At 72.1% G+C, this 22,861-nt stretch carries 19 protein-coding genes; 13 read left to right on the top strand and 6 right to left on the bottom strand.

Annotated features, from left to right (window positions below; all coding sequences use genetic code 11):
- The first annotated feature begins 32 nt into the window (after positions 1 to 32).
- From OG519_RS12020 to OG519_RS12010, 3 genes are all read left to right on the top strand, one after another.
- Complete coding sequence (locus OG519_RS12020; protein WP_405582364.1) at positions 33 to 2,225, top strand: MMPL family transporter; 2,193 nt, start codon at positions 33 to 35, stop codon at positions 2,223 to 2,225.
- Between the two features lie 382 nt (positions 2,226 to 2,607).
- A complete protein-coding gene (locus OG519_RS12015; RefSeq protein ID WP_405582362.1) occupies positions 2,608 to 3,654 on the top strand; it encodes a MurR/RpiR family transcriptional regulator in 1,047 nt (348 codons plus the stop codon).
- Between the two features lie 79 nt (positions 3,655 to 3,733).
- A complete protein-coding gene (locus OG519_RS12010; protein ID WP_405582360.1) occupies positions 3,734 to 4,279 on the top strand; it encodes a hypothetical protein in 546 nt (181 codons plus the stop codon).
- Positions 4,280 to 4,401: 122 nt separating this feature from the next.
- Here the strand turns inward: OG519_RS12010 and OG519_RS12005 are convergent, their stop codons facing one another.
- A complete protein-coding gene (locus OG519_RS12005) occupies positions 4,402 to 5,730 on the bottom strand; it encodes a diaminopimelate decarboxylase (protein ID WP_405582358.1) in 1,329 nt (442 codons plus the stop codon).
- 292 nt (positions 5,731 to 6,022) lie between these two features.
- Between OG519_RS12005 and hutU the strand changes: the two genes are divergently transcribed.
- From hutU to hutI, 4 genes are all read left to right on the top strand, one after another.
- On the top strand, positions 6,023 to 7,687 hold the full coding sequence (gene hutU, locus OG519_RS12000) for a urocanate hydratase (RefSeq protein ID WP_405592665.1): 1,665 nt from the start codon (positions 6,023 to 6,025) through the stop codon (positions 7,685 to 7,687).
- A 65-nt stretch (positions 7,688 to 7,752) separates the two neighbouring features.
- A complete protein-coding gene (locus tag OG519_RS11995) occupies positions 7,753 to 8,964 on the top strand; it encodes an allantoate amidohydrolase (protein WP_405592663.1) in 1,212 nt (403 codons plus the stop codon).
- A complete protein-coding gene (locus OG519_RS11990) occupies positions 8,955 to 10,325 on the top strand; it encodes a formimidoylglutamate deiminase (protein WP_405582355.1) in 1,371 nt (456 codons plus the stop codon). Before OG519_RS11995 ends, OG519_RS11990 begins: the two co-directional genes overlap by 10 nt.
- Before the next feature lie 71 nt (positions 10,326 to 10,396).
- Entirely contained in the window at positions 10,397 to 11,710 is a 1,314-nt protein-coding gene (hutI, locus tag OG519_RS11985) for an imidazolonepropionase (RefSeq protein WP_405592661.1), read from the top strand.
- Positions 11,711 to 11,764: 54 nt separating this feature from the next.
- Here hutI and OG519_RS11980 read toward each other — a convergent pair whose 3' ends face one another.
- Complete coding sequence (locus OG519_RS11980) at positions 11,765 to 12,616, bottom strand: RNA polymerase sigma factor SigF (RefSeq protein ID WP_405582353.1); 852 nt, start codon at positions 12,614 to 12,616, stop codon at positions 11,765 to 11,767.
- A gap of 266 nt (positions 12,617 to 12,882) precedes the next feature.
- On the opposite strand from OG519_RS11980, the gene OG519_RS11975 reads away from it, so the two are divergent.
- From OG519_RS11975 to OG519_RS11960, 4 genes are all read left to right on the top strand, one after another.
- Entirely contained in the window at positions 12,883 to 13,251 is a 369-nt protein-coding gene (locus tag OG519_RS11975; protein WP_405582350.1) for an STAS domain-containing protein, read from the top strand.
- Positions 13,252 to 13,389: 138 nt separating this feature from the next.
- On the top strand, positions 13,390 to 13,887 hold the full coding sequence (locus OG519_RS11970) for an ATP-binding protein (protein WP_405582347.1): 498 nt from the start codon (positions 13,390 to 13,392) through the stop codon (positions 13,885 to 13,887).
- 133 nt (positions 13,888 to 14,020) lie between these two features.
- Positions 14,021 to 14,695, top strand: coding sequence for a response regulator transcription factor (locus OG519_RS11965; protein ID WP_405582345.1), 675 nt, complete (start codon positions 14,021 to 14,023; stop codon positions 14,693 to 14,695).
- Between the two features lie 12 nt (positions 14,696 to 14,707).
- Positions 14,708 to 15,979: an ATP-binding protein gene (locus OG519_RS11960; RefSeq protein WP_405582343.1), complete on the top strand. Its 1,272-nt coding sequence runs from the start codon at positions 14,708 to 14,710 to the stop codon at positions 15,977 to 15,979.
- A 132-nt stretch (positions 15,980 to 16,111) separates the two neighbouring features.
- Here the strand turns inward: OG519_RS11960 and OG519_RS11955 are convergent, their stop codons facing one another.
- From OG519_RS11955 to OG519_RS11945, 3 genes are all read right to left on the bottom strand, one after another.
- Positions 16,112 to 17,296, bottom strand: a complete 1,185-nt coding sequence (locus OG519_RS11955; protein WP_405582341.1) for a dipeptidase — start codon at positions 17,294 to 17,296, stop codon at positions 16,112 to 16,114.
- A gap of 125 nt (positions 17,297 to 17,421) precedes the next feature.
- On the bottom strand, positions 17,422 to 17,973 hold the full coding sequence (purE, locus tag OG519_RS11950; protein WP_405582339.1) for a 5-(carboxyamino)imidazole ribonucleotide mutase: 552 nt from the start codon (positions 17,971 to 17,973) through the stop codon (positions 17,422 to 17,424).
- The gene (locus tag OG519_RS11945) at positions 17,966 to 19,207 is read right to left on the bottom strand and encodes a 5-(carboxyamino)imidazole ribonucleotide synthase (protein WP_405592659.1); all 1,242 of its coding nucleotides are present in this window, start codon (positions 19,205 to 19,207) and stop codon (positions 17,966 to 17,968) included. The genes purE and OG519_RS11945 overlap by 8 nt, the downstream gene beginning before the upstream one ends.
- A 139-nt stretch (positions 19,208 to 19,346) precedes the next feature.
- On the opposite strand from OG519_RS11945, the gene OG519_RS11940 reads away from it, so the two are divergent.
- The gene (locus OG519_RS11940) at positions 19,347 to 19,943 is read left to right on the top strand and encodes a GtrA family protein (protein ID WP_405582336.1); all 597 of its coding nucleotides are present in this window, start codon (positions 19,347 to 19,349) and stop codon (positions 19,941 to 19,943) included.
- A 106-nt stretch (positions 19,944 to 20,049) separates the two neighbouring features.
- Here the strand turns inward: OG519_RS11940 and OG519_RS11935 are convergent, their stop codons facing one another.
- Entirely contained in the window at positions 20,050 to 21,390 is a 1,341-nt protein-coding gene (locus OG519_RS11935) for a UDP-glucose dehydrogenase family protein (protein WP_405582333.1), read from the bottom strand.
- A 93-nt stretch (positions 21,391 to 21,483) separates the two neighbouring features.
- Between OG519_RS11935 and OG519_RS11930 the strand changes: the two genes are divergently transcribed.
- Entirely contained in the window at positions 21,484 to 22,791 is a 1,308-nt protein-coding gene (locus OG519_RS11930; protein ID WP_405582330.1) for an LCP family protein, read from the top strand.
- Positions 22,792 to 22,861: the final 70 nt, after the last annotated feature.

Below are 22,861 nucleotides of genomic sequence, written 5' to 3'. Positions count from 1 at the left end.
GGTGATACGTCCTGCCATGGAGGCAGCACCGCATGTTCCACCGCATCGGACGCACCGTCGTCCGCCATCCCATCTGGACGATCGTCGTATGGCTCATAGCGACCGTCGCGATCGTCTCCACCGCACCGAACCTGCCGTCGAACAGTGACGAGAGCAGCTTCCTGCCCAGCAGCTATCAGTCGATCAAGGCGATGGACATCCAGCAGAAGGCGTTCCCCGCCGCCTTCACGCCGGCCGCGATCGTCCTCTACGAGCGGGCCGACCACGCCCCGCTCACCGCCGCAGACAAGGCCGACATCACCCGGATCACCAACGAACTGGGCGAGAAGAAGATCGACCAAGTCCAGAAGGTCATCGCCGGCAGCCCGTCCAAGGACGGCAAGTACCAGACGGCGCTGGTCCAGATGGACAAGAAGTCGGCCGGCCAGCCCAAGCAGGCGGACGCGGCCAAGGCGCTGCGCACCGACTCCACGGCGCTCACCAAGGGCACCGATCTGAAGGCGCAGGTCGGCGGTCAGGCCGCACAGGCCCTTGACCAGCAGGACGCGGGAAAGACCTCGGACGCGATCGCGTTCCTCGGCTCCGTGCTGATCATCATCATCACGCTGCTGGTGCTCTTCCGGTCCCTGATCGTCGTCGTGCTGCCGTTGCTCGTGCTGGCGATGGTCTACCTCGACGCCAACGCACTGATCGCCGACGCCACCAAGCTGTTCGGACTCCAGGCCAACAGCAGTGTCTCGGCGCTGCTGATCGTGGTGGTGCTCGGCGTGGGCACCGACTACTTCCTCTTCCTGATGTTCCGTTACCGGGAGCGGCTGCGTCTGGGTGACGAACCCAAGCAGGCGATGATCAACAGCGTCACCAGGGTCGGCGAGGCGATCGCCTCGGCGGCAGGCGCGGTGATCATCTCCTTCCTGGCCCTGACGCTCTCCACCCTGGGCTTCCTCACCCAGCTCGGCCCGGCGCTGGCCATCCTGGTCGCCGTCACCCTGATCGCCGGTCTGACCCTCTTCCCGGCCATCTGCTCGCTGATTCCGCCGCGTGCGCTGTTCTGGCCCGGCAAGAAGTGGGGCGAGGAGCCGTCGGACGCCCGCTTCGCGGCCCTCGGCCGGCTGGTCGGCCGCAAGTCCGCGATGGTGGCCGTCTTCTCCGGCCTGGTCATGGTGGTGCTGGCGCTCGGCACGTTCGGCTTCAAGGCGAACTACGACCTCGCCTCCGGGTCCATCCCGAAGACCAAGGAATCGGTCGTCGTCCAGGACACCATGGAGAAGGCGTACTCCGCCGGCGCCGCCGACCCGACCTCGGTCTTCCTCACCAGCACCAACGGCAAGCCGCTCGACTCGGTGGACTTCTCCGGCTTCGTCGGCAAGCTGCGCCAGGTCGACGGGGTCGCCAGTGCGTCCTTCGACCAGAAGACCGGCCTCAACAAGGACCACACGACGGCCCTGGTCGATCTGACGCTCAAGTACTCGGGCGCCAGCGACCAGGCCATCTCCGCGGTGGGCAAGGTCCGCACGGTGGCCGCCGCCGGCGCGCCGCCGGGCACCGAGGCGGTGGTCGGCGGTACGTCCTCGATCTACCGGGACATCAACGCGGCGGTCGACCACGACTACCGCACGGTCTTCCCGATCGCCGCGATCCTGATCATGGTCATCCTGGGGCTGCTGCTGCGCAGTGTGGTCGCGCCCTGGTACCTGATCGCGTCGGTGGCGCTCGGCTTCGGCGCGACGCTCGGCGCGACGGTGCTGATCTTCGGCCGCGGTGACGGGCTGATCTTCCTGCTGCCGATCATCATGTACCTGTTCGTGGTCGCCATCGGTACCGACTACAACATCCTGATGATCGCCCGGCTGCGGGAGGAGGCCCGTGAGGGCAAGGAGCCGCGTGAGGCGGCCGCTGCGGCGCTGCGGCACGCCGGGCCGACGATCGCCTCGGCCGGCTTCATCCTGGCGGCCACCTTCGCCACGCTGATGCTGGGCGGCAACGCCTTCCTGGTCGAGATGGGGTTCGCGATCGCCTTCGGCATCGTGGTCGCCGCGTTCGTGATGGCGATGTTCTTCACGCCGAGCCTCACCGCGCTCATCGGGCACGCCGCCTGGTGGCCCGGGCACGCGGACCGTGGCGACGGGGGCCACACCGGCGAGCTCCTGGCGGCCGGTGACGGTCGTCCGGAGGGCGGCGAGACACGGGACGCGCCGGAGTTGGACGATTCCGGGCGCCGCTGAGCAGGCCTGAACACCTGAACATGGGTGCGGGAGCGGACGGTTCCGGCCGGGGCTGAGGCCGGGGGCGGCTGAGGTCGGCCGGAGCCGATCGTGGTTTTCCACGGGGCCGGACAGGTGTTGATCACCTGTCCGGCCCTTTCCGTTACGCTGGCGGAGCGGCGGGTGACTGTGGGTGATTGTGGATGGTCGGAGGCGAGGGGTGGGGAACGGGGGTGCTTGGGCGATGCTGGGCGGGTGAAGGATCGGCGAAGGGTGGTGCGGGATGGTGAGTGGCGGAGGTCCGTTGCCGTTGCCGCCCGTCTTGCGTGACTGAATAGCCTCATGCAGAGTCGTGTTCCGGTGAATAGCGGCCCGCTGGGCCATGGGTCGGGACGGGACTGCGATGAGTGATGCGGCGCAAGGCGACAGTGGGGTGGTAGCCGTCGGTGCGGAGCGCGGCATCGCCGTCGGTGGGGCTGCGGGCGGCAGCGGTACGGGGATCGGTGGCGGGGTCGGGACGAGCACCGGGATCGGGACGAGCACCGGGGTCGGTGGGGACAGCGGTGGCGGCGGGGTGGGAGCCGGTGGCGGCACGGTGATCGGGGCGGCGGAAGGGGCGGGGCAGGCGTCGGCGCGGCTGCTGAGGCTCTTCGAGGCCCACCGGCTGACGCCCACCCAGCGGCGGATCGCGCACTGCCTGGTGCGGAAGGCGGACGAGGCGCCCTTCCTGTCCAGCGTGGAGGTGGCCGAGCTCGCCGGTGTCAGCCAGCCGTCGGTGACCCGGTTCGCGGTCGCCCTGGGCTTCGACGGCTATCCCGCGCTGCGCCGCCACCTGCGCGAGGTCGCACCCGCCCAAGCCCTGCCGGCGGGCGCCGCGTACAACGCCTACCAGCAGGCTGTGCACGCGGAGATCGAGAATCTGCGGCACCTGGCCGCACTGCTCGCCGACCCGGCACCCGTCGCCAGGGCCGGGGCGGTGCTCGCCGGGTCCCGCCCGCTGCCGGTCCTCGGCCTGCGCGCGGCCGGCGCCCAGGCGCGGGGCTTCGCCTACTTCGCGGCGAAGGTGCACCCCGATGTGCGGCTGCTGGACGAGGGCGGCACGATGCTCGCCGACCGCGTCGACGCCTCGGTCCGGGCCGGGGCGAGCGCGCTGCTGTGCTTCGCGCTGCCGCGCCACCCCCGCGAGGTGGTCGACGCGCTGACTTATGCGCGGGCGGCCGGTCTCACCGTGGTGACCGTGGCGGACAGCGCCTTCGCCCCGGTGGCCGCCGTCAGCGACCTGCTCCTCCCGGCGGCCGTCGGCACCGGCCTGGCCTTCGACACCGCGTGCGCGCCCATGCTGCTCGGCCGGGTGCTGCTGGAGTCGATGTGCGACGCGCTGCCGGACGCGCAGGCCCGGCTTGAGGAGTTCGACGCGTACGCGGCGGCGCGCGGCATGTTCGTCGACTGAGTCTGAACGTCTTAACGAAAATCTGAGAAACGCGAAGTACTCTCCCGACCACTTACCGAAGACGAGGAGGGAGTACGTCGTGGTGCGCGGGGCCTACACATTGGCACGGGTAGCGGTGACGGTGCGGGTGGCGGCGTGCTGGCTGTGGTGGCTGGGGGTGATGGCCGCCGCGCCGGGGACGGCGGTGACGTTCAGTCCGACCGGACGCCGTATCGGGGTCATGGCCGGGGCGGCGCTCTTCGTCGTGGCGGCGGTGGTCGCGTTCGTGATCCGGGGCGGCCGGTACGGAGCGCGGGCGAACGAGGCGGCGCGGGCCGCGAAGGCGGTGTTCCTCCAGGACCGCAAGGTGACCGCCCGGAGCTGGCTGCGGCGGCGCCGCTGGTGGCTGCTGGCCGCGTTCCTGGTCGCCGCCGGGTCCTCGGCCCTGCTGCCGTGCGCCGGCGGGATGCTGCTCGCGGGGGTGGGCGCCGGCCTGTGGGCGAAGTCGGTGCGGGTGGGCCGGATCGAGCGCTCCCGGGACGCCCTGCTGTGGGTGCGCCCGGACAGCGACCCGCCCGCCTACCAGCTCACCGGGATAGCCGCCGGCGACGCGGCCCCGGGTGGCGGCCGGCGCCGCCGGGGGTGAAGGGCAGGTTGCGACCGGCCGCGCTTTACCGGACCCTGCCCTCCCGGGCGGCCCGGCGCTGCCGGGCACGCACTGCTCGGGCTGCCGGCCTGTCCGCCGTATTCGGCCGGTCCGGCCCGCTGTCACTGGGCCCGGCGCAGTGGGGGCAGTCCGCCGCCGCTCTCCGCGACCACCTCCGCCTCGCTCTGGGCCGCCCGGACCGGACTGAAGCTCACCCCGCCGTCCTCGCGGACGCGGTAGCCGTGGACCGCCGGGCGGGGCAGCGAGTTGTACGCGAAGTGGTTGGAGAAGTAGTAGGCGCCGGTGTCGAGCAGGGCGACATGGTCGCCGGCCGCGAGCAGCGGCAGCCGACATCCCTTGGCCACCAGGTCGCCGGCGAAGCAGCACGGCCCCGCGACGTCCTGGACCACCGGCGGCCCGCTCTTCTCCTGGCCCTTGCCGTCCAGGGCGAGTACCCGGATCGGCCAGGCGTCCGGTACGAAGACGGTCCGGGTGGCGACCTGGGCACCGGCGTGGGTGACGGCTATCGGCCGACCGCCGGCCGACTTGGCGTATTCGACCCGGGCCAGCACCGAGCCGTTCTTGGCCAGCAGCGAGCGGCCGAACTCGGTGACCAGTCCGTAGCGTCCGTCGAAGAGCCCGGGCACCCGGGTCCGCAGCAGGGCGGCGTAGTCCGCGAAGGCCGGCGTGATCTCGTCCGAGTCGAAGTTGACCGGCAGACCGCCGCCGATGTCCAGCACCGTGACCTGCTGCCTTCCGGCAGCCTGGTTGATCCGCTCGGCCAGGTCGTAGGCGGCCCTGACCCCCTCGGCCATCAGCTCCAGCGGTACCCCTTGCGAACCGGTGTGGGTGTGCAGGCGGTTGAGCCACGGGCGTTCCGCGTAGGTGCGCAGCACCCACTCCTCGGCGCCCGGGTCGCGCAGCGCGACACCGAACTTGGACGTGGCGGTCGCCGTGCTCATCGCCCCGATGCTGCCGCCGCCGACCTGCGGATTGACCCGCAGCCCCACCGGCGAGCCGCCGCCGGGCACGGTCGACCGCAGGGCGTCGATCCGCGCCAGCTCCTCGGGGTTGTCCACATTGACCGCGATGCCGAGTCCCAGCGCGGTGCGCAGTTCGGCGACCGTCTTGGCGGGGGAGTCGAGCACCGTCCGGTCGGCCGGGATGCCGGCCGCCCGCGCCAGTGCCAGCTCGCCGGGGCTCGCCACCTCCGCGCCGAGCCCGCACTCGCCGAGCAGCGCCAGGACCGGTACGAGCGAAGCGGCCTTCACCGCGAAGGTGTGGGTGATCGCCATGCCGGGGGTGGTGAAAGCGGCGTGCAGCGCGGTCGCCGACTCTTCGATGCCGGTGACGTCCAGCAGCCCGACCACCGGCTCGGCCTCGCTCGCCAGCCCTTGCTCCACTGCGGCGCGCAGTGCCTGGCCACGCCGTATCCCCAGCTCATCGCTCATACCGACCATCCCACCACCAGCCGGGGGAGGGACGCCACCCGCCCCCCGGTACCCGGCCGGGAAGCGGCGGGCCGGGAGCGGGGACGCGCGCCTGGCGGGGTCGGGAGCGGGGAGGCGGCCCGGCGGCATCGGGGGCGGGGCGTACCGGCCGAGTCGGGGCCGAGGACCGGCGGAGGGACGGGCGAGGCGGCGCCGGATCGCCACCGCCGCCTTGTTGACTAGAGCTATTCACCTGGCAAGGATGTGAATGAATTGCACCACGGGTGATGGCGACGACGAGGAGGCCGGACCGATGGCAGGACCGAGGCCGGTACGCGCACCGCGCGGCACGGAGCTGAGCGCTCTGGGATGGCAGCAGGAAGCCGCGCTGCGGATGCTCCAGAACAACCTCGATCCGGAGGTCGCCGAGCACCCGGACAAGCTGGTGGTCTACGGCGGCACCGGCAAGGCCGCCCGGGACTGGAACTCCTTCGACGCGATGGTCCGCACCCTGCGCGGGCTGAAGCAGGACGAGACCATGCTCGTCCAGTCCGGCCGCCCGGTCGGCGTCCTGCAGACCCACGAGTGGGCGCCGCGGGTGCTGATCGCCAACTCCAACCTGGTCGGCGACTGGGCCACCTGGGAGGAGTTCCGCCGCCTGGAGGCGCTCGGCCTGACCATGTACGGGCAGATGACCGCCGGGTCGTGGATCTACATCGGCACCCAGGGCATCCTCCAGGGCACCTACGAGACCTTCGCCGCCGTCGCCGCCAAGCGGTTCAACGGGACGCTGGCCGGCACCATCACCCTCACCGCCGGGCTCGGCGGCATGGGCGGCGCCCAGCCGCTCGCGGTCACCATGAACGGCGGCGTGGTCATCTGCGTCGACTGCGACCCGCGGGCCATCGACCGGCGGATCGAGCACCGCTACCTCGACGTCAAGGCCGACTCCCTCGACGACGCCCTGCGGCTGGCGACCGAGGCCCGCGACGCCCGTCGTCCGCTCTCCATCGGCGTCCTCGGCAACGCGGCCGACCTCGTGCCGCGGCTGCTCGCCATGGGAGCCCCGATCGACATCGTCACCGACCAGACCTCGGCCCACGACCCGCTCGCCTACCTCCCCACCGGTGTCGACCTCGCCGACATGACCGCCTATGCCACCGAGAAGCCCGCCGAGTTCACCGAACGGGCCCGCGAATCCATGGCCAGGCACGTGGAAGCGATGGTCGGCTTCCAGGAAGCGGGCGCCGAGGTCTTCGACTACGGCAACTCCATCCGCGGCGAGGCCCGGCTCGCCGGGTACGAGCGGGCCTTCGACTTCCCCGGCTTCGTGCCCGCCTACATCCGGCCGCTCTTCAGCGAGGGCAAGGGCCCCTTCCGGTGGGCCGCCCTCTCCGGCGACCCCGCCGACATCGCCGCCACCGACCGGGCGATCCTCGACCTCTTCCCGGCGAACGAGTCGCTGGCCCGCTGGATCAAGCTCGCCGGTGAACGGGTCCACTTCCAGGGCCTGCCGGCCCGCATCTGCTGGCTCGGCTACGGCGAACGCGACCGGGCCGGCGAACGCTTCAACGAGATGGTCGCCGACGGCACCCTCAAGGCCCCCATCGTCATCGGCCGCGACCACCTCGACGCCGGCTCGGTCGCCTCCCCCTACCGGGAGACCGAGGCGATGCTGGACGGCTCCGACGCCATCGCCGACTGGCCGCTGCTCAACGCCATGGTCAATGTCGCCTCCGGCGCCTCCTGGGTCTCCATCCACCACGGCGGCGGCGTCGGGATCGGCCGCAGCATCCACGCGGGCCAGGTCACAGTGGCCGACGGCACGGCCCTGGCCGGCGAGAAGATCCGCCGGGTCCTCACCAACGACCCCGGCATGGGCGTCATCCGCCATGTCGACGCGGGCTACGACCGCGCGCGCGAAGTCGCCGCGGAGCGCGGGGTCCGCGTGCCCATGGCAGAGGGCACCGAGCAGTGACGGAGACCTCCCCGCCGGGAGCGGCGGGCGAGGCCCCGCCCTCCCGGCCGGCCGGCTTCCACGAGATGTGGCGGGACCTGCTGCCGCTCGGCCGCGACGCGCGCTCGGGCGGCTACCGGCGCTACGCCTGGACCCCGGCCGACGGCGACTGCCGCGCCTGGTTCCGCGCACAGGCCGCGGACCGGGGCCTGGCCTACGAGATCGACCGCAACGGCAACCAGTGGGCCTGGCTCGGGGATCCGACGGCGGGACAGGCCGTCGTCACGGGCTCCCACCTGGACTCGGTGCCCGACGGGGGCGCCTACGACGGCCCGCTCGGTGTCGTCTCCGCCTTCGCCGCCCTGGACGAACTCCGCGACCGGGGCGCCGTACCCCGCAAGCCGCTCGCCGTCGTCAACTTCGGCGACGAGGAGGGCGCCCGCTTCGGCCTCGCCTGCGTCGGCTCCCGGCTGACCGCCGGTCAACTCGGCCCGGAAGACGCCAGGGAACTGCGCGACGGCGACGGCGTCACGCTGGCCGCCGCCATGGAACGGGCCGGGTACGACCCGGCGGCCATCGGCGCCGATCCCGAACGCCTCGCCCGCATCGACGCCTTCGTCGAACTCCATGTCGAACAGGGCCGCGCCCTCGACCTCCAGAGCGCCCCGGTCGGCGTCGCCTCCGCGATCTGGCCGCACGGCCGCTGGCGGTTCGATTTCCGCGGCGAGGCCAACCACGCCGGCACCACCCGTCTCGACGACCGGCACGACCCGATGCTCACCTACGCCCACACCGTGCTCGCCGCCCGCGAGAAGGCGCGGCTGGCGGGGGCGCTCGCCACCTTCGGCAAGGTCGGCGTGGAGCCCAACGGGGTCAACGCCATCGCCTCCCTCGTCCGCGGCTGGCTCGACTCCCGCGCCGCCGACGAGGAGACCCTCGCCGGACTCGTCGCGGCCGTCGAAGCGGCCGCCCGGGAGCACGGCGCCCGCGACGGCGTGGACGTCCGGGTGGTCCGCGAATCCTTCACCCCCGTGGTGGAGTTCGCCCACGACCTGCGCGACCGCCTCACCGCGCTGCTCGACCCGGCCGCGGCGGGCCGCGGGACCCCGGTGCCCGTGCTGCCCACCGGCGCGGGACACGACGCGGGAATCCTCTCCGCGGCCGTGCCCACCGCCATGCTGTTCGTACGGAACCCCACCGGCGTCTCGCACTCCCCGGCGGAGTCCGCGGCCGAGGACGACTGCGTCGCGGGCGTGACCGCACTGGCCGACGTACTGGAGGGGCTGGCGTGCGGGTGACGTACTGGCTGGAGCACGCCTGGCTCGGCACCCGGGTGGAGCCGGGCGTCGCCCTGACCGTCACCGACGGCCGCATCGCCCAGCTCCGCACCGGCGTGCAGGCGCCACCGCCCGGCGCGACGGTGCTGCGCGGCCTCACCCTGCCCGGCCTCGCCAACGCCCACAGCCACGCCTTCCACCGCGCCCTGCGCGGCACCGCCCAGGGCGGCGCCCCCGCGGACGGCGGGCCGTCGGTGACCGACTCCTTCTGGACCTGGCGCGACGTCATGTACGAGGTGGCGCGGAACCTCACCCCGGACAGCTACTTCGCCCTCGCCCGCGCGGTGTACGCCGAGATGGCGCTGGCCGGCATCACCTGCGTCGGCGAATTCCACTATCTGCACCACCAGCGCGGCGGGACCCCGTACGACAACCCCAACGCGATGGGCGAGGCACTGATCGCCGCCGCCGCCGAGGCGGGCCTGCGCATCACCCTGCTCGACACCGCCTACCTGCGCGGCGGCCTCACCCGCGACGGCTATCAGCCGCTCGAAGGCACCCAGACCCGCTTCGGCGACGGCACCGCCGACCGCTGGCACGACCGCTGGTCGCTGCTCAAGGGCGGCGGGCACAGCAGGATCGGCGCCGCGCTGCACTCGGTACGGGCCTTCGCCGACCGGGACGACTACGCCGCCTTCGCCTCCTGGACCGCCGGTGCGCCCACCCACGTCCACCTCTCCGAGCAGCCCGCGGAGAACGAGGCGTCCCTGGCCTTCCACGGCCGGACCCCCACCCGCCTGCTGGCCGACTCCGGTTTCTGGGGCCCGCACACCACCGCCGTGCACGCCACCCACCTCACCGCCGAGGACATCGCCCTGCTCGGCGACGCGGGCAGCACCGTCTGCATGTGCCCCACCACCGAGCGGGATCTGGCCGACGGGATCGGCCCGGCTCCCCGACTACGGCGGGCCGGCTGCCCGCTGAGCCTGGGCAGCGACAGCCACGCGGTGATCGACCTCTTCGAGGAGGCCCGCGCGATGGAGCTGAACGAACGGCTCCGCAGCCGGACCCGCGGCCACTGGACAGCGGCGGAACTGCTCCGGGCCGCCACCGAGGACGGCCACGCGAGCCTGGGGTGGACCGACGCCGGTCGACTCGTGGCAGGCGCGCTCGCCGACTTCACCACGATCGCGCTGGACTCGGTCCGCACCGCCGGACCCGCGCCCCGGTCGGGCGCCGCGACGGCCGTATTCGCGGCGACCGGGGCGGATGTCCGGCACACCGTGGTGGCCGGCCGGCAGATCGTCCGCGACGGCCGCCACCAGCTTGTCGAGGACGTCCCCGGCGCCCTGGCCAGGGCGATCGCCGCCGTCCGCCGCTGACTTCGGCCCCACCGCCCGCGAAGAACCCCCGAACCGACCGCCGTCCAAGGAAAGCGAAGGCCGTGCCGAGGATGACCCCCGCGCCGAGCATGCCGAGCCACCAGGCCCCCTCGGCCACGCCGCCCACCTCGGCCACCCGGCCGGTCCCGACGACGCCCACCGCGCCGGCCACGCGCCCTGTCCCGGCGGCGCAGCCGAGCAGTACCGTCATCACCAACATCGGCAGCCTGGTCACCAACGATCCCTCCCGCTCCGCTCCCGGCAATCCCCTCGGTCTGATCCAGGACGCGGCGGTCGTCATCGACGGCGACCGGATCGTCTGGACCGGTGCGACCAGCAAAGCACCCCCCACTGACAACCGGTTCGACGCGGCCGGCCGGGCCCTGCTCCCCGGCTTCGTCGACTCGCACGCACATCTCGTCTTCGCCGGTGACCGCACCGCCGAGTTCGCCGCCCGGATGACCGGCCGCCCGTACACCGCGGGCGGCATCCGCACCACGGTCGCCGCGACCCGCGCCGCCTCCGACGCCGAACTGTCCGCGAACGTCGCCCGGCACCTGGCCGAGGCCGCACGCCAGGGCACCACCACCATGGAGACCAAGTCCGGCTACGGCCTCACCGTCCACGACGAGGCCCGGGCGTTGCGGATCGCCGCCGGACACACCGAAGAGGTCACCTTCCTCGGCGCCCATGTGGTGGCTCCCGAGTTCGCCGACGATCCGGCCGGCTACGTGGACCTGGTGACCGGGGACATGCTGGCCGCCTGCGCCCCGTACGCCCGCTGGGTCGACGTCTTCTGCGAGCGGGGCGCCTTCGACGGCGACCAGGCGCGCGCCGTCCTCACCGCCGGCCGTGAGCGGGGCCTGATCCCACGCGTGCACGCCAACCAGCTGGGACCCGGGCCCGGCGTGCTGCTCGCTGTGGAACTCGGCGCCGCCTCCGCCGACCACTGCACCCACCTCACCGAGGCGGACGTCGACGCCCTGGCGGGCGGCGCGGACACCACGGTCGCCACGCTGCTGCCGGGCGCGGAGTTCTCCACCCGGGCCGTCTACCCGGACGCCCGCCGGCTGCTCGACGCGGGCGCCACCGTCGCCCTGTCGACCGACTGCAATCCGGGCTCGTCCTTCACCACGTCGATGCCGTTCTGCGTCGCGGTCGCCGTCCGGGACATGCGGATGACCCCTGACGAGGCGGTGTACGCGGCCACGTACGGCGGCGCGCGCGCCCTGCGCCGTACCGACATCGGTACGGTCACCGCGGGCGCGCGCGCCGATCTGCACCTGCTGGAGGCTCCCAGCCATGTCCACCTCGCCTACCGCCCCGGCGTGCCCCTGACAGCGGCCGTATGGCAGGCGGGGCGGCTCGTCCACCGGGCCCCGTAAGATCGCCGGAGAGTCGGCCGGGCCCGGCCGGTGGACGGCCCCCTACTCGTCGACCTACTCGTCGACCAGCAGTCCCCGCCGCAGCCGGGAGAGCGTGCGGGTCAGCAGCCGGGAGACGTGCATCTGGGAGATGCCCAGCTCCTCACCGATCTCGGACTGGGTCAGGTTGCCGACGAAGCGGAGCGAGAGGATCTCCCGGTCACGCGAGGAGAGACTCGCGATCAGCGGCTTCAGCGACTCGACGTACTCAACGCCCTCCAGATCGTGGTCGTCGTACCCGATCCGGTCCGCCAGTGCCCCTTCCGGGTCGTCCTCGGCGGGCTGGGCGTCCAGCGAACTCGCGGTGTAGGCGTTGCTCGCCGCCATCCCCTCGATGATCTCGTGCTCGGGCAGGTCGAGCTTCTCGGCCAGCTCCCGCACGGTCGGCGTCCGGTCGAACTCCTGGGCCAGCTCGTCGCCGGCCTTGGCGAGATCGAGCCGCAGCTCCTGGAGTCGCCGCGGTACCCGCACCGACCAGCTGGTGTCACGGAAGAAACGCTTGATCTCCCCGACGATGGTCGGCATCGCGAAGGTGGGGAACTCCACCTCGCGGCTGAGCTCGAACCGGTCGATCGCCTTGATCAGGCCGATCGTACCGACCTGGATGATGTCTTCCATCGGCTCGCTGCGGGTGCGGAACCGGGACGCCGCGAACTTCACCAGCGCCAGGTTGAGCTCCACCAGCGTGTTGCGGACGTACGCGTACTCGGGGGTGCCCTCCTCCAGCGTGCGGAGGCGGGCGAAGAGCGTCTTGGACAGGGCGCGCGCGTCGACCGGTCCGATCTCGTCGTAGGCGGGAATCTCCGGGAGCCCTGCGAGACCCTCAAGCCGTTCCTGCTGCTGATCCAGGCCGAGCTGGGGTGCCATGTGCTCCTCCCTCTCCTTGCTTCGGCGGTTGGCTCGATGTCGGACGTGCCCGGACGTGCCAATGCCGTATCTCCACCCCTACCCCGTTTTCGGGGCGTGTCGCAAGTCAGGGGAGGATGAGTCCGAAATCAATCCACGGCCAGGGAAAAGGATGCGTAAAGCTCTGCGGGGGGAGGTGGCGTGGAGCGGGACAAGAGGCGACTACCGTCGGTGCCGCCGAACGCGTAGGGTCATACACGCGTCATGAGGATGCATAAGGAGCGCACATGGACCGCGAGGCGGTCGGCACGGCCGACGTCGGCAGGCTGCAGGTTGAGGTCAGGCAGGTCGGCCATACCGCGGTCTTCACGCCGTCGGGAGAGCTGGACCACCACACCGCCGAGGTGCTCGCCGGACCGCTCGGCGACGCCGTCGAGGCGGGGGTGAACCGGCTGGTGATCGACTGCGCGAACCTGGCGTTCTGCGATTCCACCGGTTTGAACGTGCTGCTCGGAGCCCGGTTGCGGGTCGAGGCCATCGGCGGCGCGGTGCATCTGGCGGCGATGCGGCCGACGGTCGCCCGGGTCTTCGAGATCACCGGGGCAGAGGCCGTCTTCACCATTCATGACACGCTCGATCAGGCGCTTCAGGAATAGCGGAGTGCGGACGGGGGCGGGCGTGAGTGTTGTGCGCCGGAGCACACGGGCATTGCCGTCGCTCCGGACGTGTTCCCGGAGATCGACCGGGCAGAAGACTGTCGGATCACAGTTGGACATCCGTGAGGTGAGGCCTTGATGAGCACCGCCCGGCCCTACGCCGCGGACGACCATGGTCCGGAACCGGCCGGCCCAGAGGGCGTGCCCCAGGTCGACACCCGGGCCCCCGAGCCCATGCGGCGACTGGCGCTCTCCGGCGAAAGCGGTGTCGTGCCCCTGGCACGGGACTTCACGCGGGAGGCGCTCCGTGACTGGGGATGGCTGCCCGCCGCGACCGCCGATCGCCGGGCCGCCGCCGAGGACGTACTGCTGGTGGTGTCCGAGCTGGTGACCAACGCCTGCCTGCACGCCGGCGGCCCCGAGGAGCTGCGGCTGTGGCGCCACCCCAAGGCGCTGCGGATGGAGGTCGTCGACGGCGGCCCCGGTGAGCCCGCGCCCCGCACCCCGCACCGCGCCGGCCGGCCCGGTGGGCACGGCATGTTCATCGTGCAGCGGCTCTGTCTCGACTGGGGGGTCACCCGCGTCGAGGGCCAGCCCGGCAAGACCGTGTGGGCGGAGATGGCCGCGCCCTCCTAGCGGCCGCAAGGACTCGGTGCGGGCGCCATAGCGTGTCCGATCGGTTGAAAACGCGCCCGCTCGGGCAATCCCGCGCGCAGCCCTCTACGTACCACCGAGTCGGGACGCTCTCGTGCGGACTACCATCAAGCCCATGACCCGCGTACTTCTCGCCGAGGACGACGCATCCATCTCGGAGCCACTGGCACGCGCACTGCGTCGTGAGGGCTACGAGGTCGAGGTGCGCGAGGACGGACCCACCGCGCTGGAGACGGCACTGCTCGGCGCCGTCGATCTGGTGGTGCTCGACCTGGGCCTGCCCGACATGGACGGCCTCGACGTATGCCGCCGGATCCGTGTCGAAGGCCACACTTTTCCGGTCCTGGTGCTCACCGCCCGCGCCGACGAGGTCGACACGGTCGTCGGCCTCGACGCCGGCGCCGACGACTACGTCACCAAGCCCTTCCGCCTCGCCGAACTCCTCGCCCGGGTCCGCGCTCTGCTCCGCCGGGGCACCACCGAGCCCACCCAGCCGTCCACCCACGGCGTACGGATCGACGTCGAGTCGCACCGCGCCTGGATGGGCGACGACGAACTCCAGCTCACCGCCAAGGAGTTCGACCTGCTGCGGGTGCTGGTCCGGGACGCCGGCCGGGTGGTCACCCGCGAGCAGCTCATGCGCGAGGTGTGGGACACCACCTGGTGGTCCTCCACCAAGACCCTTGACATGCACATCTCCTGGCTGCGCAAGAAGCTCGGTGACGACGCGGCCAACCCGCGGTTCATCTCCACCGTGCGCGGAGTGGGTTTCCGGTTCGAGAAGAACTGAACCGGCACCTCCATGCGCCGTCGCCTGATCTCCTCCACGCTCGCCGTGGTGCTCGTCGTGATCGCTGTCTTCGGCATCTCCCTGGTGATCGTCGAGGCCAGGACCATCGAGAGCAGCGCGCGGGACGGGGTGGAGTCCGAGGCGGTGCGGCTGGTCGGCATCGTGGAGAACCGCCTGCTGGCCGGTGAGCCGGTCGACGCCCAGGGGCTTGACCGGCAGATCGCCGAGGGCCGCTTCGCGGTGGTGCGCGTCCCCCACCACCCCGAGGTACGGCTCGGCACACAGCCGCGCGGCAGCGTCATCACCTCCACCCAGACCGGTGACGAGGGCGAATCCGTCACCGTCGAGGAGTCACGCTCCACCATCAGCCAGCAGATCGGCCGCACCCTGCTGGTGATCCTGGCCGTCGCGCTGCTCGCGGTACTGGCCGCGGTCGCCCTCGCCGTACGGCAGGCCCGGCGGCTGGCCAGCCCGCTCACCGATCTCGCCGAGACCGCCGAACGCCTCGGCTCCGGCGACCCCCGGCCCCGGCACCGCCGCTACGGCGTGCCCGAACTGGACCGGATCGCCGACGTCCTGGACGCCAGCGCCGAACGGATCGGGCGGATGCTCACCGCCGAGCGCCGGCTGGCCGCGGACGCCTCACACCAACTGCGCACCCCGCTCACCGCCCTCTCCATGCGGCTGGAGGAGATCGTGGCCACCGCGGAGGACGAGGAGGCGGTCCGGGAGGAGGCGAGCATCGCGCTCGGCCAGGTCGAGCGGCTCACCGACGTGGTGCAGCGGCTGCTCACCAACTCCCGCGACCCCCGCTCCGGCTCCGCCGTCGACTTCGACCTCGACGAGGTGATCCGGCAGCAGGTGGAGGAGTGGCGCCCCGCCTACCAGGCCGAGGGCCGCGCCCTGGTGCTCTCCGGCGGCCGCTCGCTGCGTGCGGTCGGCACCCCCGGCGCGGTCGCCCAGGTGCTGGCCACCCTCATCGAGAACTCCCTGATGCACGGGGCCGGCACGGTCGCCCTGCACACCCGGGTGACCGGCAACCAGGCGGTGGTGGAGGTCTCGGACGACGGGCCCGGCGTGCCCCCCGACCTCGGCGCCCGGGTCTTCGAGCGCACGGTCAGCGGCCGCAACTCCACCGGCCTCGGCCTCGCCGTGGCCCGCGACCTGGCCGAGGCGGACGGCGGACGGCTGGAACTCCTCCAGCAGCGCCCACCGGTGTTCGCCCTCTTCCTGGCCCAGGAGATCACCCCGCGCCAGCCCCCGCCGGACGACATCATCACCTGAGGCCGTGCCGCCGTGCCGCCGTGCCCCTGTGCCGCCGGGAGGCCGGGCTGCTGCGCGCCGTGCTGCCGCAGGCTCGTGCGCCCGTGCGCCCGTCGCGCCGTGCTCCCGCTTGGCCCCGTCGCCGCGGGACCCTCAGCCGTCCAGTGCGGTGAAGGTCGCGGTCGACGGTTCACGCTTGGCCCGGAGCGTCACCGCTGCCGATTCCGCGTCGCGCAACACCCGCACCGCGTTCTGCCAGGTGAGTTTGGCCAGGTCGGAATCGGACCAGCCGCGGCGCAGGAGCTCGGCGATCAGGTTGGGGTAGCCCGCGACATCGCCGAGGCCGGTGGGGGTGAAGGCGGTGCCGTCGAAGTCCCCGCCGAGGCCGAGGTGCGAGACACCGGCCACCTCGCGCATGTGGTCCAGGTGGTCGGCGACGGTGGCGACGGTCGCCGCCGGACGGGGACGCGCGGCCTCGAAGGCGTGCTGGACCGTCATCGCCCCCGGCGTGGTGTCGAGCGGATGGAAGCCGTGCTCACGCATGTTGGCGTCGGCTTCCAGCGTCCAGTCGATCGCGGCGGGGAGGATGAACTTGGGCACGAAGGTGGCCATCGCGACCCCGCCGTTGGCCGGCAGGAGGGCCAGCACGTCGTCCGGGATGTTGCGGACATGGTCGCAGACGGCGCGGGCCGAGGAGTGGGAGAAGAGGACCGGCGCCTCGGCGATCCGCAGGGCGTGCCGCATGGTGTCCGCCGACACATGGGAGAGGTCGACCAGCATCCCCAGCCGGTTCATCTCGCGGACGACCTCCTCGCCGAAGGCGGTGAGGCCGTGGGCGGCCGGCTCGTCCGTCGCGGAGTCCGCCCACGGGGTGTTGGAGTTGTGGGTGAGGGTCATATAGCGGACACCCAGCCCGTAGAGCTGACGCAGCACGGCCAGCGAGCAGTCGATGGAGTGGCCGCCCTCCGCTCCCATCAGCGAGGCGATGCGGCCCTCCGACCTGGCGGCCTCCAGATCGTCGGCGGTGAGCGCGAGCCGGAGGTCGTCGGTGTACCGCTCGGTCATCCGGTGGACCACGTCGATCTGCTCGAGCGTCGCGGTGACGGCCGAGCCGGTGGGCAGGTCGGCCGGCACGTACACCGACCAGAACTGCCCGCCGACCCCGCCGGCCCGCAGCCGGGGGATGTCCGTGTGCGTACGGCCGGTCTGGTCGACCGCGATGTCCAGCCGGTCGAGGTCGTACGACACCTGCATGCGCAGGCCCCACGGCAGGTCGTTGTGCCCGTCCACGACCGGGTGGACGGCGAGCAGATCGCGAGCGTGCGTCAGAAGGTCCATGCCGACCACTGTATTGAGCCGGGCGCCTCCCGGCGTTCGACCCTGTGGACAACCGCGGCCGCCGCGACCCGACCTGTGGACAACCTCCTCGCGCCACCGGCCCCTTGCGCTACCAGCCCCTAGCGCTACCGGCCGAAGCCGAACCCCGCCGCCCCGGTCGCCTTCGCCCGCAGCCGCTTCCCCTTCTCCTGCGCCTGCTCGTTCAGCGACACCTGGAACTCCCGCATCCGGGCGAGCAGTTCCGGGTCGTGCGCGGCCAGGATCCGGACCGCGAGCAGCCCCGCGTTGCGCGCCCCGCCGACCGAGACCGTCGCGACCGGCACCCCGGCCGGCATCTGGACGATCGACAGCAGCGAGTCCATCCCGTCCAGGTACTTCAGCGGCACCGGTACGCCGATCACCGGCAGCGGGGTGACCGAGGCGAGCATCCCCGGCAGATGGGCCGCGCCGCCCGCGCCCGCCACGATGGCCTTGAGACCGCGGTCGGCGGCCTGCTCACCGTAGGTGATCATCTCCCGCGGCATGCGGTGCGCGGACAGCACATCGACCTCAAAGAGCACGCCGAACTCGTCCAGCGCCTGCGCCGCCGCCTCCATCACCGGCCAGTCGGAGTCCGAGCCCATCACGATGCCGACCAGCGGCGAGGTCGCGGGCGCGTCCGGCGGGGTGCTACTCATCGATCGTTCCTCGCAGGTAGTCGGCCGCGTGGCGGGCGCGCTCGCGCACCTCGGCCAGGTCGGCGCCGTAGGTGTTGACGTGGCCGACCTTGCGGCCCGGCTTGACGTCCTTGCCGTACATGTGGATCTTCAGCCCCGGGTCGCGGGCCATGCAGTGCAGATAGGCGGTGTACATGTCGGGGTAGTCGCCGCCGAGCACATTGGCCATCACCGTCCAGGGGGCGCGGGGCCGCGGGTCGCCGAGCGGCAGGTCGAGCACCGCCCGCAGGTGGTTGGCGAACTGCGAGGTGGCGGCGCCGTCCATGGTCCAGTGGCCGCTGTTGTGCGGGCGCATGGCCAGCTCGTTGACGAGGATCCGGCCGTCGGCGGTCTCGAAGAGCTCGACCGCGAGATGTCCGACGACCCCCAGCTCGTCGGCGATGGTCAGGGCCATCCCCTGGGCCCGCGCCGACAGCTCCTCCGGCAGGCCGGGCGCGGGCGCGATCACCGTGTCGCACACCCCGTCCACCTGGATGGATTCCACCACCGGATAGGCGACCGCCTGGCCGTGCGGCGAGCGCACCACGTTGGCGGCCAGTTCACGGACGAAGTCCACCTTCTCCTCGGCGAGCACCGGCACCTCGCCCCGGAAGGGCTCGGCGGCGTCCGCCTCGGACCGGACGATCCACACGCCCTTGCCGTCGTATCCACCGCGTACGGTCTTGAGCACGACCGGGAAGCCGCCGACCTCGGCCGCGAACCGGGAGACGTCCGCGGGGTCGGCGACGATCCGGTTGCGCGGGCAGGGGATCCCGATGACCGCGAGCCGGGTCCGCATGACGCCCTTGTCCTGGGCGTGCACCAGGGCCTCGGCGCCGGGCCGGACGATCACGCCGTCCGCCTCCAGGGCGCGCAGATGCTCGGTGGGCACATGCTCGTGGTCGAAGGTGAGCACGTCACACCCCGCCGCGAAGGCCCGCAGTGTGTCCAGATCGCGATAGTCACCGACGGTCACATCGGCCACCACCTGGGCGGCGGAATCCCGCGGACCGTCGCTGAGAATCCTGAAACGGACGCCGAGCGGAATGCCCGCCTCATGGGTCATACGGGCGAGCTGGCCGCCACCGACCATGCCGACTACGGGGAATGTCACGTTGTGTCCTGCCGGAGATACGCGCGTGGTACGCGGGGCCTGTCGTGCGGATCGCCCCGGAAACTGGCTCCTCCAGGATATCCGCCGTGCGGCGGCACGAATAACGGCCCTCGATCGCCGTATTTTCGCACAACGCGGTTAGCATGAGGTGCCTCCGGCCTCGTGCCGACCACCTGCCGGGCACCTGGCCGTCCGGCTCTCCACCAGGCAACCGCCCTCCACAGACAGGCCCAGCGATCAGATGAGCGGACTGCGCGCGATGCGTTCCCGGGTGCGCCTGCTGTACCGCGAGATCGCGAAGTTCGGGGCCGTCGGCGGGGTGGGCGTGCTGGTGAACATCGGCGTGTTCAACCTGGTGCGCAACAACACCGGGTTGCAGACCGTACGGGCCAGCATCCTGGCCACCGTGGTGTCCATCGCCTTCAACTACGTGGGTTTCCGGTATTTCACCTACCGTGACCGGGACCGGGCCGGACGCACCAAGGAACTCAGCCTCTTCCTGCTCTTCAGCGCGGTCGGCCTGGTCATCGAGAACGGCGTCCTCTACCTGGCGACCTATGGCTTCGACTGGGACAGCCGGATCCAGAGCAACATCTTCAAGTTCGTCGGCATCGGGGTGGCCACCCTCTTCCGCTTCTGGTCCTACCGCACCTGGGTCTTCCGCGCGATGCCGGCCAGGGAGGCCGTGGAGCAGGCGGAGTCCTTCCTCGCCGACGACGCCGACCGCGGTGCCGACCACCGAGGCGCCGACGGCCGCAGCGCCGCCGACCGCGGTGCCGACCACCGGGGTCAGGCCGCCGGCCGGCCGGCGCGGGAGCCGAAGCCCAGGTCCCGGTAGCCCGTACGTCCACCGTCGGTACGTCCCCGCCCGGTGCGCCCGCGCGCGACCCCGCCCACCCGCGCCTCAGGCATCAGGCGTCAGGAAGGCGCCGTGGCCGGCCGGGTCAAGCAGCGGGCCGCCCCATCGCCCGGTACGTCCAGCCCGCCTTGCGCCACAGCGCCGGATCCAGCGCGTTCCGCCCGTCCAGGATGTGCCGGCGGCCGGCCACGTCGCCCAGCGCGGCGGGGTCCAGTTCCCGGAACTCCCGCCACTCGGTCAGATGCAGCACTATGTCCGCGCCCCGCACCGCGTCCAGTGCGGTGGGCGCGTAGCCGAGGGTGGGGAAGAGCCGTTTCGCGTTCTCCATGCCCTTGGGGTCGTAGACCATCACCTGGCCGCCCTGGAGGTGGATCTGACCGGCCACGTTGAGCGCGGGGGAGTCGCGTACGTCGTCGGAGTCCGGCTTGAAGCTGGCGCCCAGCACCGCGATCCGGCGGCCGAGGAAACCGCCGCCGACCGCCTCACGGGCCATCTCGACCATGTGGGTGCGGCGGCGCATGTTGATGGAGTCGACCTCGCGCAGGAAGGTCAGCGCCTGGTCGGCGCCCAGTTCGCCGGCCCGGGCCATGAAGGCGCGGATGTCCTTGGGCAGGCAGCCGCCGCCGAAGCCGATGCCGGCCCGCAGGAACTTGTGGCCGATCCGGTCGTCGTAACCGATCGCCTCCGCGAGTGTCGCGACATCGCCGCCGGCCGCCTCGCTGACCTCGGCCATCGCGTTGATGAAGGAGATCTTGGTGGCCAGGAACGCGTTGGCCGCGGTCTTGACCAGCTCGGCGGTCGGGTAGTCCGCCACCACGAAGGGCGTGCCCTCGGCGATGGGCCCCGCGTACACCTCCCGCAGCCGCGCCTCGGCCCGCTCGCCGGCCACACCGACCACGATCCGGTCCGGGTGCAGGGTGTCCTCGACCGCGAAGCCCTCCCGCAGGAACTCCGGGTTCCAGGCCAGCTCGGCGTCCTGGCCGGCCGGCGCCAGCCGGTGCAGGAGTTCGGCGAGCCGGGAGGCGCTGCCCACCGGAACCGTCGACTTGCCGACCACGAGGGCCGGACGCCGCAGATGCGGGGCCAACTGGGTGAAGGCGCTCTCCACATGGCTCATGTCGCAGGCGTACTCACCCTGCTTCTGCGGGGTGTTGACGCACACGAAGTGGACATCGCCGAACTCGGCGACCTCCTCCCAGGAGGTGGTGAAGCGCAGCCGCCCGCTGGAGCCGGCCATCCCCGCCACGTGCTGGGCGAGCAGGTCTTCCAGACCCGGTTCGTACATCGGCACCTTGCCGCGCGCGAGCATCTCGATCTTGCCGGGGTCGATGTCGAGCCCGAGCACCTCGAACCCCAACTCGGCCATGGCGGCGGCGTGGGTGGCACCCAGGTATCCGGTGCCGATGACGGTGAGCTTCAGAGGCATGGGCCGAAGCATAGTCGGCACAAGGTGAACCAAATGAGGTACGGAGGGTGGCCACTCGGTCCACAATGCGCGCATACATCTAAGGGGTGGGTTGTGGCCGAGAGTGCCGACGGTGGCAAGGGCAGCGCTGGAACGGAGCGGCCCGCCGGGCTCGCCGCGGGGGAGAGCCCGGCGGAGAGCCGGCAGAACCTGAGCAAGGATTCCGCCGGGAGCCCGGCCCGGTCGGCACAGGGGCCGGCCGAGGAGCCCCGTCCGCCGGCCCATGATCCGGCCTGGGAGCCGGCTGAGGAGCCCGGTGAGCCGACCGCCGGACCAGCCGGAGAACCGGCTGAGGAGCCCGGTGAGCCGGCCGGCGATCCCGCCCGCCGCACCCGGCGCCGCCGCGCCGGCAGGGTCCTCTATGGCGCGCTCGTCCTGCTGTGCGCCGGTCTCCTGCTGGCCGGCGGCTCCGCCTACTGGGCCTATGAGCACTACACCGGGCGTGTCGCGCGCATCCCCAACGCCTTCCCCACCAATGTGCCCAAGGCCGCGCTGCCGCCGCCGTCCAAGGACGGCAGCGAGACGTTTCTGCTGGTCGGTCTGGACGCGCGGTCCGACCTCCCGACCACCGGCAAGGACGCCAAGGCGCCGGAGTGGAAGCCGGGCGCCCAGCGCAGCGACACGATGATGCTGGTCCACCTGCCGGCCGACCACAGCCACGCCTACGTCGTCTCGCTGCCCCGCGACTCCTGGGTGAGCATCCCGGGCCACGGCCAGGCCAAGCTGAACGCGGCGTTCTCCTGGGGCGGCCCGCCGCTGCTCATCGACACCGTGCAGCGGCTGACCAGGGTGAAGATCGACCATCTCGCCGTCATCGACTGGAGTGGCTTCAAGAAGCTCACCGACGCGGTGGGCGGTGTGGACATCACCGTCGACAAGACGGTCTCCCGGCTGCACGGCCCCGGCGGCGTCTGGACCGCGGGCACGCACCACATGGACGGCGGCGAGGCGCTCGACTACGTCCGCGAGCGCTACGGACTGCCCAACGGCGACCTGGACCGCACCCACCGCCAGCAGAACTTCCTGCGGGCGGTGCTGGCCAAGATGCTCTCCGGCGGCACCTTCAGCAACCCGCTCAAACTCAAGCGCACCCTCGACCAGGTGACCTCGGTGGTGAGCGTCGACGACCAGCTGTCCAACGGCGATCTGCGCGGCCTGGTGTGGGATCTGCGGAACGTCAGGTCGTCCGACATGGCCTTCATGAACGCGCCGGTAGCCGGCTTCGACACGATCCGCAAGCAGTCCGTGGTGTTGCTCGACACCAACGCCTCAGGTGAACTGTGGGAGGCGATGCGCAACGACACCATGACGGACTTCGTGGCCACCCACAGCCTGGACACCCTGGGTGACCGGGTGTCGTGAAGGTCACCCGATCAGGGTGGCGCACGCCATGAGACGTCCGGCCGGGGCGGCCCTAGGATCGAAGAGTTAC

The organism is Streptomyces sp. NBC_01190 (assembly GCF_045039895.1).
GTDB lineage: Bacteria > Actinomycetota > Actinomycetes > Streptomycetales > Streptomycetaceae > Actinacidiphila.
This window is presented reverse-complemented; position numbering and strand designations above follow the sequence as displayed.

Bases quoted from the DNA above. Each gene is read 5' to 3' on its own strand.
- OG519_RS11935 (WP_405582333.1), bottom strand. From the start codon at position 21,390: ATGCCTCTGAAGCTCACCGTCATCGGCACCGGATACCTGGGTGCCACC.
- OG519_RS11955 (WP_405582341.1), bottom strand. From the start codon at position 17,296: ATGGACCTTCTGACGCACGCTCGCGATCTGCTCGCCGTCCACCCGGTC.
- OG519_RS11975 (WP_405582350.1), top strand. From the start codon at position 12,883: ATGGACCGCGAGGCGGTCGGCACGGCCGACGTCGGCAGGCTGCAGGTT.
- purE (WP_405582339.1), bottom strand. From the start codon at position 17,973: ATGAGTAGCACCCCGCCGGACGCGCCCGCGACCTCGCCGCTGGTCGGC.
- OG519_RS12015 (WP_405582362.1), top strand. From the start codon at position 2,608: ATGAGTGATGCGGCGCAAGGCGACAGTGGGGTGGTAGCCGTCGGTGCG.
- OG519_RS11960 (WP_405582343.1), top strand. From the start codon at position 14,708: ATGCGCCGTCGCCTGATCTCCTCCACGCTCGCCGTGGTGCTCGTCGTG.
- OG519_RS11980 (WP_405582353.1), bottom strand. From the start codon at position 12,616: ATGGCACCCCAGCTCGGCCTGGATCAGCAGCAGGAACGGCTTGAGGGT.
- hutU (WP_405592665.1), top strand. From the start codon at position 6,023: ATGGCAGGACCGAGGCCGGTACGCGCACCGCGCGGCACGGAGCTGAGC.
- OG519_RS12005 (WP_405582358.1), bottom strand. From the start codon at position 5,730: ATGAGCGATGAGCTGGGGATACGGCGTGGCCAGGCACTGCGCGCCGCA.
- OG519_RS11970 (WP_405582347.1), top strand. From the start codon at position 13,390: ATGAGCACCGCCCGGCCCTACGCCGCGGACGACCATGGTCCGGAACCG.
- OG519_RS11965 (WP_405582345.1), top strand. From the start codon at position 14,021: ATGACCCGCGTACTTCTCGCCGAGGACGACGCATCCATCTCGGAGCCA.
- hutI (WP_405592661.1), top strand. From the start codon at position 10,397: ATGACCCCCGCGCCGAGCATGCCGAGCCACCAGGCCCCCTCGGCCACG.
- OG519_RS12020 (WP_405582364.1), top strand. From the start codon at position 33: ATGTTCCACCGCATCGGACGCACCGTCGTCCGCCATCCCATCTGGACG.
- OG519_RS11940 (WP_405582336.1), top strand. From the start codon at position 19,347: ATGAGCGGACTGCGCGCGATGCGTTCCCGGGTGCGCCTGCTGTACCGC.
- OG519_RS11995 (WP_405592663.1), top strand. From the start codon at position 7,753: ATGTGGCGGGACCTGCTGCCGCTCGGCCGCGACGCGCGCTCGGGCGGC.